A 12,726-nucleotide genomic window follows, 5' to 3' on the forward strand; every position below is an offset into this window, starting at 1 on the left:
CAACCTCTGACGCTACCGGACGCCCGGCGTGTTCCGACAAGCCCGTACAGGCCAGACATGGCCTGCCTGAAACAGGAAATACCGATGAAGACTTGCGTTCCATTCAAACGCGCCGTACTCCTGGGCCTGGCGCTGAGCAGCCTGGGCTGTGCCGTGGCCCAGGCCGAGCAACAGGTGCTGATCGGCCTCGCCGGGCCGCTGACCGGACCCTCGGCGCGGATCGGCAAGGACCTGGAAAACGGCGCGCAATTGGCCATCGACCAGGCCAACGCCCGGCATCCGCAGATCAATGGCGAGGCGGTGACCTACACGCTGGTCTCCGAAGACGATCAGTCCGATCCGCGCACGGCGGTCTCGGTGGCCCAGCGCCTGGTCGACGCCGAGGTGGTCGGGGTGGTCGGCCACTGGAACACCGGCACCAGCATTCCCGCAGCGCGGGTCTACCACGACGCCGGGATCGCCCAGGTGGCGCCGGTCGCCACCGGCCATGCCTACACCCAGCAGGGTTTCGACAGCAGCTTGCGGATCATGGGCCATGACGACGATGGCGGCCGGGTCGCCGGCGACTATGCGTTGAATAGCCTCAAGGCCCGGCGCATCGCGGTGATCGACGATCGCACCGCCTTCGGCCAGGGCCTGGCGGACCAGTTCGCCAAGGCCGTCGAGGCCGGTGGCGCCAGCGTGGTGGCGCGCGAGTATGTGGACGACAAGACCATCGATTTCAGTGCGGTGCTGACCAATATCCGCAGCCAGAACCCCGACCTGATTTTCTTCGGCGGCGTCGACTCCCAGGCCGCGCCGCTGGCCCGGCGCATCAAGCAACTGGGGATCAAGGCCCCGCTGATGGGCGCCGGTGGGTTTGTCAGCCAGACCTTCCTGCAACTGGCGCAGAACGAAGGCGAGGGCGTGATTGCCCTGGAGCCGGGCCTGGCGGTGGCGCAGATGCCCGGCGGCAAGGCCTTCGAGCAGGCGTACCAGCAACGCTTCAAACACGGCATCGAACTGCATGCGCCATTCGCCTATGACGGCGTCGGCGTGCTGATCGCGGCGATCGAGAAAGCCGGCTCGACCGATCCCCGGCAATACCTGCCGGTGCTGCGCGCCAGCAATTATCCGGGGGTGACCGGCACCATCGCCTTCGATGCCCAGGGCAACCTGAAGAACCCAACGTTCACCGTCTACCAGGTCAAGGCCGGCCAGTGGCAGCCGGTGAGCGTGGCGGGTGGCGAACCGGCGCAATAAGGCTAAGGCCAATCATCGGGCGGGCCCTGTGGCTCGCCCGGTTCCGTGGAGCTGATGGAGGCACACAATGAGCAAACTGCAAGGTGAACTGGGCATCCTCGCCCGGCGGCGGATCGAAGCGGAAATCATCAAGCCGATCTACGACATCCTGGTGCGCGAGCACGGCCAGGCCCATGCCGCGGCGGTGATAGGCGAGGCCGTGGGCAATGCGGCGATCCAGGCCGGCCGGCATTTCGCCGCCCTGGAGGAAAACGGCGCCGACCTCAAGAGCTTCGTCGAGCTGCAGGTGCTCTGGGAGCAGGACGACGCGCTGAAGGTCGAGATCATCGCCAGCGACGCCGAGCACTACGACTATGACGTCAAACGCTGCCGCTACGCCGAGATGTACCACGAGATGGGCCTGGGCGAGATCGGCCACCTGCTGTCGTGCAACCGCGACGAGCTGTTCATCGTCGGCTACAACCCGGACATTGAACTGACCCGCACCCAGACCATCATGGGCGGCGCGCCGCGCTGCGATTTCCGCTACCGGGCCAAGCCCCAGGAGCCGCGCTCATGAGTCTTCAGGCACGGGTCAATGGCGAGCGCCTGTGGGCCTCGCTGATGGAGATGGCGCAGATCGGCGCCACCGCCAAGGGTGGAGTCACGCGCCTGGCGTTGAGCGATGAGGACCGGCGCGGCCGCGATCTGTTCGTGGCCTGGGCTGAAGCCGCAGGGTGCACGATCCGCATCGATGCCATGGGCAATATCTTTGCCCGGCGCGCCGGGCGCAACGATGATCTGGCGCCGGTGCTGACCGGCTCCCACGGCGATTCCCAGCCGGCGGGCGGCAAGTTCGATGGCATCTACGGCGTGCTGGCCGGGCTGGAAGTGCTGCGCACCCTCAACGACCTCGGGATCGAGACCGAGCGGCCGATCGAGGTGGTCAACTGGACCAACGAAGAAGGCTCGCGCTTCGCCCCGGCGATGATTGCCTCGGGGGTGTATGCCGGGGTGTTCGATCTGGAGTACGGCCTGTCGCGAGTCGATGCCGAGGGGGTCAGCATCGGCGAGGCGCTGCAACGCATCGGTTACGCCGGCACTCATCCGGTGGGCGGCCAGGCGGTGCACGCGGCGTTCGAGCTGCACATCGAGCAGGGCCCGATCCTCGAGGCCCAAGGCCTGACCATAGGCGTGGTCAGCGGGGCCCAGGGCCAGCGCTGGTATGAGGTCGAACTGCTGGGCCGCAGCGCCCACGCCGGGACCACGCCCATGGACCATCGACTGGATGCCGTGCTCGGGTTCGCCCGGGTGGTGGAGGCGGTCAACCAGCTGGGCCTGGAGCAGGGCGCCGAGGGCCGGGCTACGGTGGGCATGGCCAATCTCTTTCCCAACTCGCGCAACGTGGTGCCCGGGCGGGTGTTTTTCAGCGTCGAGTTCCGCCACCCGGACGAGGCGGTGCTGGCGCGTCAGGACCAGCAACTGCGCGAGGTGGTGGCCCGGGTTGCCGAGGGGATCGGCCTGCAGCACAGCGTCAAGCAGATCTTCCAGTACGCGCCCATCGCCTTCGACCGCGACTGCGTCGAGGTGGTCCGCGCCGCCAGCGCAGCCCTGGGCTACAGCCACCGGCCGATGATCTCCGGGGCCGGGCACGACGCCTGCTACCTGAACCGCGTGGCGCCCACGGCGATGATCTTCGTGCCCTGCGTGGACGGCCTCAGCCACAACGAAGCCGAAGCGATCCACCCCCATTGGGCCACGGCCGGCGCTGATGTGTTGTTGCAGTCGATCCTGGCCAAGGCGGGGAACTGAACCCACGGCAGGCTGCGCAGCACTCCAGCAAGCCTGGGGAGAAATACCGCCTGCGGCGCAGCCATTGCGGCTGCGCCAGGCTTCTGCAGAATGTGTTGCAACCCGCGATAACACGGATGACAATGCGAGTCATTATCAGTCGCGAATTATTCCATCGTCATGCCCGCCAACGACCTGTCCTTACGCAGTGCTGTCAACGATCTGTATTGTGACCACCACGGTTGGCTCCAGGGCTGGCTGCGCAAGCGCCTGGGCAATGCCTTCGATGCCGCGGACCTGACCCAGGACACCTTCGTCCGGGTGATCAAGGCCCGCTCCGCGCTGGATATCCGCGAGCCGCGCTCGTACCTGTCGATGATTGCCAAGGGGCTGCTGATCGACCTGTTTCGCCGGCGTTCTCTGGAGCAGGCCTACCTCGACGTGCTGGCCGCCATGCCCGAAGCCTTGCAGCCATCGCCGGAGGAGCAGGCGATGCTGTTCCAGGCGCTGATGGAAATCGATCGCCTGCTGCAAGGGCTGGGGCCGCGGGTCAAGCAGACCTTCATCCTGTCGCAATTCAATGGCCTGACCTATCCGCAAATCGCCGAGCAGCTGGGTGTCAGCGTGCGCACGGTGAACAACCACATGGCCAAGGCCATGGAGCATTGCTGCCTGATGCAGATCCAGTTGCAACTCGCATGAGCCTGCCTGCCGAGGAAGTGAAGGCCATCGGTGTCGCGGCGCGCTGGTATGCCCGCTTGCATTCCGGCACCGCGACCGACGCCGATCGCGCCGCCTGGGACAGCTGGCTGGCGGCCGATCCAGTGAATCGCCAGGCCTGGCAACGCATGGCCGCAGTGGCCGAGCAGATGGCCAGCGTGCCGGGCGCCCTGGCGGCACCGACCTTGAGCAAGGCCGGCCACAGTTCCCGGCGCCAGGTGCTGCGCAGCGCCTTGCTGTTGACCTGTGCCGGCACCCTGGGCTGGCTGGGCTGGCGTAGCCAGGCCGCGCAGAACCTGATGTGCGACTACCGCACCCGGGTCGGCGAGCGCCGCGAGTTCCGCCTGGCGGATGGTAGCCGCCTGCTGCTCAATACCGACACTTCGGTCAACCTGCGCTTCGATGGGCGCCAGCGGGTGCTGGAGCTGCTGTGGGGCGAGATCCTTGTCAGTACCGCGCCTGATCCCTTGCAGCGACCGTTCAAGGTGGTCACCCGCCATGCCGAGGTGCTGGCGCTGGGCACGCGTTTTATCGTGCGCAGCCAGCCCGGCGGTGGCGAGGTGGCGGTGCTGGAAAAGGCGGTGGAGGTCAGTGTGCCGGGCAGCGGTACGGCGATGCGCGTCGAGGCCGGCAAGCGGGTGGCGTTCAACGACCGCAGCCTGGGTATGCAACGCGGCAACGATGTCTCGGTGGGCGCCTGGCAGCAGGGCAGCATCATCGCCATCGACCGTCCCTTGGCTGTGCTGCTCAACGACCTGTCGCGCTATCGTCCCGGCGTGCTGCGTTGGGACCCGGCCATCGGCGAGCTGAAGGTCTCCGGGGTCTTTCCCATCGATGACACCGACCTCGCGCTGGCGGCGCTGGAGAGCGGGTTTGCCCTGCGCGTGACCCGCTACAGCCGTTTCTGGGTCCAGGTCGCCCGGGCCGATTCGCGCTGACAATCGCCCTTGGATAAAAAAATTTCCGGCGCCTGCACTTTTTGGCCGCACCGTTCGGCTCATCCCTCAGTGAGTTGTCATTGACCGTTTTGGGGGAGGGAGCATGTCTCGGGTGAACGCGCCAGGTCGTCTGGCGAATGCAGTGAAAGTCGCGTTGTTGGCAACCACCATGGCCAGCGCCTGCTCGGCGAATGCCGATCCGGCCGCAGGGGCCGCGGCGCAGCAGAGCCAGGTCCGCGCCTATGACATCGGCGCCGGCAGCCTGGTGGATGTGCTGACCCGTTTCTCCAGCGCCGCCGGGGCGGCGATTTCCTTTGATGCGCGCCAGACCCAGGGCCGGCAATCGCCCGGGCTCAAGGGCCAGTTCGGGGTCGACGAAGGTTTCGCGCGGATTCTGCGGGGCAGTGGCCTGCGCGCCGAGCCCCAGGCCAACGGCAGCTATGTGCTGCGCGCGGTGCCGGTGCTCGGCTCGGCACTGGAACTGGGCGCCACCAACATCAACGGCCAGCTGCTGGGCGCGACCACCGAGGGCAGTGGCTCCTACACCACCGGGGCGGTGACCATCGGCAAGGGCGAGCACTCGCTGCGGGAAACCCCGCAATCGGTGACGGTGATGACCCGCAAGATGCTCGACGACCAGAACCTGCACAGCATCGACCAGGTCATGGAAAAGACCCCGGGCATCACCGTCTACGACTCGACCATGGGCGGCAAGTATTTCTACTCCCGCGGCTTTCGCATGTCGGGCCAGTATCAGTACGACGGCGTGCCGCTGGACATGGGCAACCAGTATGTCCAGGCCGACAGCTTCAGCGGCGACATGGCCTATTACGACCGGGTGGAAATCCTCCGCGGCGCGGCGGGGATGATGAAGGGCGCGGGCGGCACCGCCGGCGGGGTGAACTTCGTGCGCAAGCGTGGCCAGGGCACCCCGCAGACCGAGGTCACGCTGTCCGGCGGCAGCTGGGACAACTACCGCGGGCAGGTCGACACCGGCGGTCCGCTCAACGAGTCCGGCACCCTGCGTGGCCGCGCGGTGGTGGCCGAGCAGAGCCGGCATTACTTCATCGACGACGCCAGTCGCAAGGACCAGGTGTATTACGGCGCGCTCGACTTCGACCTGAGCCCCGACACCACCCTCGGCCTGGGCATCGCCTATGAAGACGTCGACGCCAACCCGTGCTGGGGCGGCCTGCCGCGCTACAAGGACGGCAGCGACCTGAAACTCGGCCGCTCGACCTGCCTCGACCCGTCCTGGAACACCTGGCGCAGCAAGCGCACCACGGTGTTCGGCGACCTCAAGCACCAGCTCAACGACGACTGGGCGCTGAAGGTCGCCGGCGTCTATACCAAGAACACCCAGGACATCAAATATGCCTTCGCTTCCGGCGCGGTGACGCCCGGCATCGACACCACCGGCATGCTCGGCAGCATGTACGACTACGACCAGGTCGATTACGGCCTCGATGCCTACCTGGACGGCAAGTTCAACGCGTTCGGCCTGCAGCATGAGCTGGTGGTGGGGGTCAACGGCAGCCGTGCGGACAAGGACGATTTCTTCTCGGTGGCCTTCCTGCCGCAGCGGCAGAACGTGTTCAACCCGGACCGGCATATTCCGAAACCGGACGACAGTTACTTCATCGAGAACTCGACCCGCGGTGGCCCGGTGAAGACCGTCACCGAACAGCGTGGCCTGTATTCGACCCTGCGCCTCAAGCTGGCGGAGCCCCTGACCTTTGTCGTCGGCGGCCGGGTCAGTTGGTACCGCTCGAAAAGCGACTCGGTGTTCCTCAGCTCGGGCACCTCGGAGCACGCCAGGAGCACCGAGACCGGCCAGGTCACGCCCTTTGCCGGCCTGTTGCTGGACCTCAACGACAACCTGACTGCCTATGCCAGCTACGCGGAAATCTTCACGCCCCAGGGCAACTACCGCTCGCAAAGCGGCTCGGCGCTCAAGCCGCTGGTGGGGGAAAGCTATGAACTGGGGATCAAGGGCGAATGGTTCGAGGGGCGCCTGAACAGCTCCTTCAACCTGTTCCAGACCGTGCAGAAGGACCAGGCGCAGACCGACTACAACTCCAGCTGCGCGTCATCGGACGGCTACTGCTACCTGAACTCCAGCAAGGTCCGCGCCCAGGGCTTCGAAGCCGAGATCAGCGGCGAAGTCATCGAGCGCCTGCAACTGCTGGCCGGCTACACCTACACCCAGACCAAGACCCTCGACGACATCGACAGCGGCCTCAACGGCGCCGCCTTCAACAGCTACGTGCCGCGCCATGTGCTGCGCCTGTGGGGCGACTACGCCCTCGACGGCGCGTTCGAGCGCTTCAACATCGGCGCCGGGGTCAACGCGCAAAGCGACAACTTCCGGGTCTCGCAGGCCAATGGCGAAAAAATCACCCAGGCCGGCTACGCGGTATGGAACGGCCGCATCGGCTACCGCATCGACGACACCTGGTCGCTGGCGCTCAACGGCAACAACCTGTTCGACAAGCGCTACTACACCACCATCGGCACCGAAAGCTTCGGCAACTACTACGGCGACCCACGCAACTTCACCATGACCCTCAAGGCGCAGTTCTGAACCGGTCAGCCAATAAAAAAACGCCACTCCCGGGAGTGGCGTTTTTGTGTGTGGCTGACTCAGCCGATCTCCACCCATCCCCGGGCGTCGCCAGGCTTCACGGAGCATCCAGCAGCACATCGCCGATGGGCAACTTGGGGACTGCACAAATTTCGGAAATTCCCTACAACACGCCTGTAACTTCTTTCAATAGGATGGCCAGCTGACTAAAAGGAGGGTCACGCATGGCTAATCACGGTTACATGCCTGGCGCTTGTTTAGATACGTTAGAGCAGACTATGTGCGCTCTTATAAAGGCATGGGGGCAGGCGCGATGGGTTTTGAAATATATACCGACTTCCAGACAGGAAAGCAGGTGTACCGAGAGTCCGGAAAATGATCTTGTGGGTTTTCCCTGTTTTGGCCGCTTGTGGCATTAGTGTTGCCTACTTTCTGAAGGTGCACCTCTCTGGTAGCGATTTGAATTACGTCAGGTTTTATTTCTGTTTGGTATTCAATGGCCTTTTTGTCGTGCCTTACATGGATGTTCTTCAGAATAATGACTTTCTGTTCTTGGGGCATCGGCCCGAGATAATTTCAGAGCATCCATTTATTGGGTGGATTGCTTTTTCTTGCATATTTATTCATCTGTTTGCGCTCCCGGTTAAACGAAAAGTCAAAGTGTGGTTTTCACAAAAGTAAGCGCATGCGAATAAATGGTTTCTGGATTACGCAGTGGTCGCAATTCACCTTGGGCGAGTTCTTTCGGTACTGCGAAGACGCACTGTCCCAATCTGAGAACCTCGGCCTGCCGCGCCCAGCGAATCGGTTTATTACCTGGGCGTGCAGGCCTGGAGAACGGCGTGACTCAGCCGATCTCCACCCATCCCCGGGCGTCATTGGCGCCCAGCAGATCAGCGACCGGTTTCACCGCGATCCGGCCATCCACGGTGCCCAGCGCCAACTGCCCGTCGCGGGCGTCCATGGCGTGGATGATGGTCGGCAAGCCATCGATCCGCGCCTTGGCGTTCAGCCGCAGCTGGCCGGTCCGAGCCTCGATCAGCATCAGGCTCCCATCGAGGAAAGTCGCCGCCACCAGGCCCGCTTCGGGTAGGTGAGTGATCGCGCTGGGCGATGCCGGCGTGGGGTGCCACCACAGTTCCTGGCCGCGCTCCAGGTGCCGGCGGTAGATGAAACCCTGGTACGGGTCGCAGACCGAAGGGTTGTAGTGCTGGCCGGCGATCACCACGCCCGCGCCCAGGGCATCCGCCACATAAGCGCCCCGGCATTCCATGGCGTGGCTGGCCCGGGTGCCGTCCTGCTTGAGCAGCGGCCAGAGTCTTTGCAGGGTACCGTCGGGCTGGATGGTGCACAGGTACTTGTGTTCATGGGAGCTGGCCGGCGTGCCCTGCAACGCGAACAGATGAGGTGCGCCGTTGATGCCGATGTAGTGGTTGAAGCAATCGTAGTGGCCGGCATCCATAGGTTGGACGCTATTGTCGGACGGATCGAGCAGCATATCGCCTGCCTTCGAATTGGGCGATCGCAGACGATTGCGACGTCCCAGGAGGCGGCCGTTGGTGGATGCGCAAAAGGCGTATTCGTCGTCGTAGGTCTGCACCAGCTCCAGGCCGTTATCCGTCAGCGCATACAAACACGAATCCCGTTTATAGACCTCGGGCCCGTCCTGCACCTGCACCCCGTGCACCTGCACGCCGGCCCCGCGCAGGATTTCGGCGCCGTAGCCCGGACCCCTGTGGTGGGCGAGCCGGGTGCCGTCCGTGCTGTAGATATCCAGCAGGCAATCGTCATGGGTGACGCCTATCCGGTCCGGACCGAGCCAGGCGATATCGCGGATGGCGCTTCGGCATTCCAGCTCGGGCACGCCCAGCCATTGGGCCAGGCGCACGGCCGCTGGGCTCTGGTCATCTGCCGGAAGGCCCGCGGCAGCGACGGTCGCGGTCGGGTCCAGTTCCAGTACCTCTGAGGTTCGGGCTGTCCACGCTGCTTCACTGTCGTCGATCTGCACCAGAAACAGCGTGTCGAGGATCGCCGACCAGTCGCTGTCGTCCAGCCCGTCCCACTCTTCGTTCCATGGCCGCACCCAGGCTTCGACCCGCTCGCCGCTGGCGTCGTAGCGGCAGCGCACGACTTCGGGAATATCGGCAAAAGGGCGGCGGCTCTGGCCGGTCTGCCAGTCCCACACGGCCAGCTCGCCTTCGAACTGGTAGCCGCCGTCATAGCGGCCGGCACCGATAACGATGCGGGGCCGGGTGGGGTGGAAACCCACATCGTTGATCGGCAGGCACAGTTCGTCGAAGATGGCGAACGGCACCGGCTCGCCACGCCGGTACAGGCCGAGCCGATAACGCAACCCGGTGCCGCCATAAGCCGCCCGCGCGGGCGGATTGACCAGCAACGCAAACTCCGAGACCACGGCGGCGATGTCCCCCGCCGGGTGGAAGAACGCGCCGGTAATCCTGCCGGTTCCGCGCAAGGTGGGGTCCATGAGGCTGGTCATTGCTATTCCCTGAGTGATGGTGAGCTGGCGTTGCCTGCGCATGCTACCCGCAGCCCGCGCGCGCGGGAAATCATCACGCCAGTCTTGGCGGTGGGTCTTGGCAATGCCGGCTTTCTTGATTGACGTCAACCGCGTCCGCGGGCCGGCGCAGTAGTCTCGTTGCCATCCAACGATGTGCGAGGCCGGGGCGATCCCGTCGCGCTTTTCGCCGCCATGACTAAGGCTCCTGTCCATGAACGACGCGGTACTGACCCACCTCGATTCCCTCGGCCGTGCGCGCATGGTCGATGTCACCGATAAACACGTGACCTTTCGCGAGGCGGTGGCCGAGGCCTGGGTGCATATGCGTGCCGAGACCGCGCGGTTGATCGTCGGCGGTGGCCATCCCAAGGGCGATGTGTTCGCGGTGGCGCGCATCGCCGGTATCCAGGCGGCCAAGCGCACCAGCGAGTTGATCCCGCTCTGTCATCCGTTGCTGTTGAGCAGTGTGGTGGTCGAGTTGAGCCTGGAGGACGAGCATCGCGTGCGCATCGTGTCGCGCTGCAAGCTGGCCGGACAGACCGGGGTCGAGATGGAGGCGTTGACCGCCGCCAGCGTCGCCGCCCTGACGCTGTATGACATGTGCAAGGCGGTGGACCGTGGCATGCATATCGAGTCGATACGGCTGCTGCGCAAGTCCGGGGGCAAGAGTGGCGATTACCGGGCGCCCTCGGCATGAGGCTGCAGGTGCAGTATTTCTCCCGCTACCGGGAAACCCTGGGCTGCGCCAGCGAGGTGGTCGAGGGCGATTTCACCTGCCTGGAGCACTTGCGCCGGCACCTGGCGAGCCGCTGCGGCATCTGGCGGGTGCTGGACGAGCCGAGCCTGATGTGTGCCCGCAACCAGGACCTGTGCGGGCTCGACGAGGCGCTGGACGACGGCGACGAGGTGGCGTTCTTTCCCACGGTGACCGGCGGCTGAGGCGCTGGCCCAGGCCGCGCAACCCCGATTCGGAGGCCTCATGATCTATCCGCTGCTGCTCAGCCTGCATCTGCTCGCCGCGCTGGTGTTTATCGGCACGGTGTTTTTCGAAGTGCTGTTCCTGGAGCACATCCGCAAGCAACTGCCGGCCAAGCTCATGGTGCTGCTCGAACAGGGCATCGCCGGCCGTGCCCGCCAGCTGATGCCCTGGGTGCTGCTGGCGCTGTTCGGCGCCGGGCTGGGCATGGTCTGGGTGCGTTACCTGCCGGTGCTGGCAGCGCCCTTGGCGTCGTCGTTCGGCACCTTGCTGATGCTGAAGATCCTGCTGGCCGCCAGCGTGCTCGGGCATTTCCTGGTGGCCATGCTGCTGTTCAGGAGCGGGCGCATGAACGCCCGCTACTCGCGCTTTATCCATCACAGCCTGTTCGGCCATATGCTGCTGATCGTGCTGCTGGCCAAGGCCATGTTCTACCTGAACTGGTAGGCCGGCGCCGACCCCACGCTTGATGCAAGTCAAGGAGCCCTGGGCATTAACGCCGGACACTGGCCCTCCACCGCCAGCCATGGAGCCCTGTCATGCCTGATCTACTGCCGCACCGCAGCGAGCCGCTCGTTCGACGCGATCAAGGCGTGCTCGATCCCAACTGCCCTGCCGACACCCGCCGCTTTCACGGCGGCATCGGTTCCCTGGACCTGCTGCGGGCGTTGCGCAACAGCCGGCAGAAGCGCCGGCCGCTGTCCCTCAACGTGCAGTTTGCGCCGCGCCTGGCGGGCATATCGGCCGACGCTGGCGAAAGCTACCTGCGGCGGCTGGAGCGCGAGATCGACCTGGTGGGCTGCCACCTGGGGCCGGAGCAGCGCATCGAGCAGTTCCACCTCGGTGGCGGCACCCCGGACGCAGCGCATCTGCAACGGCTGATGCAGCACCTGCGCCAGCGCTTTCACTTCCTCGAACACGATTGCGGCGACTACAGCATCGACGTCGACCTGCACCACACCGACTGGGCGACCATGGGCCTGCTGCGTGACCAGGGGTTCAATCAGGTCAGCATCGGCGTGCCGGATATCGGCAGCGACAGCCAGCTGTCGGTGGCCTGCTACCAGAACCCGGCGCCCATCCATTCGCTGATCGATGCGGCGCGGACCTTCGGTTATCGCTCGGTGAATGTCGACCTGGGCTATGGCCACGCCTGGCAGACCCCTTCGAGCCTCGCCTTGAAGCTCGGCACCCTGATCGAGCTGGAGCCCGACCGCCTGCAGGTGTTCGACTACGCCCAGCCGCCGTTGCGCTACCGGCGCCAGAGCCAGGACCAGCCCGCAGCAGCCTGCAGCCAGGAGGCCAAGGAGGCGATGCGGCGGATCTGCTTCGAGCGCCTGCTGGCGGCGGGTTACCAGTACATCGGCCTGGGCCAGTTCGTGCGGCCCGACGACGACCTGATGATGGCCCAGGAGCGCGGTCGGCTGCGCCGCAACTGCCAGGGCTTTACCTGCCACGGTTATTGCGACCATGTGGGCTTCGGCCTGGGCGCCATCAGCCAGTTCGACGAGCTGTATACGCAGAACAGCGAGCTGCTCGGCGACTATCTGCAACAGCTCGACCTGGGCCAACTGGCGACCTGTCGCGGCTGGCGCTGCGAGGCCGGCGACCAGGTCCGGCAACTGGTCATGGAGCGCCTGGCGTGCGACCTGGAGCTGGACATCCTGGCCATCGAAAGCCGCTACGGGCTGATCTTCCGCCAGTACTTCGCGTCCGCCTGGCTGCGCCTGCAACAGCTGAGCTGGAACGGCCTGGTGGAAGTCTCGGAGCGCTTTATCAGCATCCTGCCCGCCGGCCGGCTGGAGGTGGACAGCATCTGCCAGCTGTTCCAGGAGGATTTGAACAGCCCGGGGCAGGCCTGCGGTTGCGAGTGCGTGGAGCCTGATTCCGGGCTTTGATTTAGCCCCTTGATTGCAGCCAGGCGCGGCGCGCTTGACGGCGATCAAGTTTGCCCGCCGGTGCGCTTGCCGCGCCC

General features: G+C 65.2%; 11 protein-coding genes. 10 read left to right on the forward strand and 1 reads right to left on the reverse strand.

Annotation, left to right across the window (positions count from 1 at the left end; all coding sequences use genetic code 11):
* Window positions 1-84: 84 nt before the first annotated feature.
* The 6 genes from J4D28_RS22615 to J4D28_RS22640 all read left to right on the forward strand — a co-directional run bounded on the left by J4D28_RS22615 (window position 85) and on the right by J4D28_RS22640 (window position 7,254).
* Window positions 85-1,242, forward strand: coding sequence for a branched-chain amino acid ABC transporter substrate-binding protein (locus tag J4D28_RS22615; RefSeq protein WP_103331839.1), 1,158 nt, complete (start codon window positions 85-87; stop codon window positions 1,240-1,242).
* Window positions 1,243-1,309: 67 nt separating this feature from the next.
* Window positions 1,310-1,801 (forward strand): L-2-amino-thiazoline-4-carboxylic acid hydrolase, encoded by a 492-nt coding sequence (locus J4D28_RS22620; protein ID WP_009049480.1) that lies wholly within the window; start codon window positions 1,310-1,312, stop codon window positions 1,799-1,801.
* Entirely contained in the window at window positions 1,798-3,033 is a 1,236-nt protein-coding gene (locus J4D28_RS22625; protein ID WP_103331840.1) for a M20 family metallo-hydrolase, read from the forward strand. The genes J4D28_RS22620 and J4D28_RS22625 overlap by 4 nt, the downstream gene beginning before the upstream one ends.
* Window positions 3,034-3,192: 159 nt before the next feature.
* Window positions 3,193-3,714: a sigma-70 family RNA polymerase sigma factor gene (locus J4D28_RS22630; RefSeq protein WP_009049478.1), complete on the forward strand. Its 522-nt coding sequence runs from the start codon at window positions 3,193-3,195 to the stop codon at window positions 3,712-3,714.
* Window positions 3,711-4,670, forward strand: a complete 960-nt coding sequence (locus J4D28_RS22635; RefSeq protein WP_103331841.1) for a FecR domain-containing protein — start codon at window positions 3,711-3,713, stop codon at window positions 4,668-4,670. The genes J4D28_RS22630 and J4D28_RS22635 overlap by 4 nt, the downstream gene beginning before the upstream one ends.
* A gap of 103 nt (window positions 4,671-4,773) precedes the next feature.
* Entirely contained in the window at window positions 4,774-7,254 is a 2,481-nt protein-coding gene (locus J4D28_RS22640; RefSeq protein WP_103331842.1) for a TonB-dependent siderophore receptor, read from the forward strand.
* 847 nt (window positions 7,255-8,101) lie between these two features.
* On the opposite strand, the gene J4D28_RS22645 is transcribed toward J4D28_RS22640, so the two are convergent.
* Window positions 8,102-9,754: a hypothetical protein gene (locus tag J4D28_RS22645; protein ID WP_103331844.1), complete on the reverse strand. Its 1,653-nt coding sequence runs from the start codon at window positions 9,752-9,754 to the stop codon at window positions 8,102-8,104.
* 232 nt (window positions 9,755-9,986) lie between these two features.
* Here J4D28_RS22645 and moaC point away from each other — a divergent pair, with 232 nt between their 5' ends.
* The 4 genes from moaC (at window position 9,987) to J4D28_RS22665 (ending at window position 12,649) form a co-directional block, all read left to right on the forward strand.
* The gene (gene moaC, locus J4D28_RS22650; protein ID WP_028682724.1) at window positions 9,987-10,472 is read left to right on the forward strand and encodes a cyclic pyranopterin monophosphate synthase MoaC; all 486 of its coding nucleotides are present in this window, start codon (window positions 9,987-9,989) and stop codon (window positions 10,470-10,472) included.
* Complete coding sequence (locus tag J4D28_RS22655; RefSeq protein ID WP_028682725.1) at window positions 10,469-10,714, forward strand: MoaD/ThiS family protein; 246 nt, start codon at window positions 10,469-10,471, stop codon at window positions 10,712-10,714. The genes moaC and J4D28_RS22655 overlap by 4 nt, the downstream gene beginning before the upstream one ends.
* 40 nt (window positions 10,715-10,754) lie before the next feature.
* The gene (locus tag J4D28_RS22660; RefSeq protein ID WP_009049473.1) at window positions 10,755-11,198 is read left to right on the forward strand and encodes a CopD family copper resistance protein; all 444 of its coding nucleotides are present in this window, start codon (window positions 10,755-10,757) and stop codon (window positions 11,196-11,198) included.
* Between the two features lie 92 nt (window positions 11,199-11,290).
* Window positions 11,291-12,649 (forward strand): coproporphyrinogen III oxidase, encoded by a 1,359-nt coding sequence (locus J4D28_RS22665; protein WP_103331845.1) that lies wholly within the window; start codon window positions 11,291-11,293, stop codon window positions 12,647-12,649.
* Window positions 12,650-12,726 lie beyond the last annotated feature (77 nt).

It is taken from the genome of Pseudomonas sp. GW531-T4, assembly GCF_017349615.1.
GTDB classification, from domain to species: Bacteria; Pseudomonadota; Gammaproteobacteria; order Pseudomonadales; family Pseudomonadaceae; genus Aquipseudomonas; species Aquipseudomonas chlororaphis_I.

Coding starts and splice junctions, on each gene's coding strand:
- J4D28_RS22615 (WP_103331839.1), top strand. CDS start 85: ATGAAGACTTGCGTTCCATTCAAACGCGCCGTACTCCTGGGCCTGGCG.
- J4D28_RS22620 (WP_009049480.1), top strand. CDS start 1,310: ATGAGCAAACTGCAAGGTGAACTGGGCATCCTCGCCCGGCGGCGGATC.
- J4D28_RS22625 (WP_103331840.1), top strand. CDS start 1,798: ATGAGTCTTCAGGCACGGGTCAATGGCGAGCGCCTGTGGGCCTCGCTG.
- J4D28_RS22630 (WP_009049478.1), top strand. CDS start 3,193: ATGCCCGCCAACGACCTGTCCTTACGCAGTGCTGTCAACGATCTGTAT.
- J4D28_RS22635 (WP_103331841.1), top strand. CDS start 3,711: ATGAGCCTGCCTGCCGAGGAAGTGAAGGCCATCGGTGTCGCGGCGCGC.
- J4D28_RS22640 (WP_103331842.1), top strand. CDS start 4,774: ATGTCTCGGGTGAACGCGCCAGGTCGTCTGGCGAATGCAGTGAAAGTC.
- J4D28_RS22645 (WP_103331844.1), bottom strand. CDS start 9,754: ATGACCAGCCTCATGGACCCCACCTTGCGCGGAACCGGCAGGATTACC.
- moaC (WP_028682724.1), top strand. CDS start 9,987: ATGAACGACGCGGTACTGACCCACCTCGATTCCCTCGGCCGTGCGCGC.
- J4D28_RS22655 (WP_028682725.1), top strand. CDS start 10,469: ATGAGGCTGCAGGTGCAGTATTTCTCCCGCTACCGGGAAACCCTGGGC.
- J4D28_RS22660 (WP_009049473.1), top strand. CDS start 10,755: ATGATCTATCCGCTGCTGCTCAGCCTGCATCTGCTCGCCGCGCTGGTG.
- J4D28_RS22665 (WP_103331845.1), top strand. CDS start 11,291: ATGCCTGATCTACTGCCGCACCGCAGCGAGCCGCTCGTTCGACGCGAT.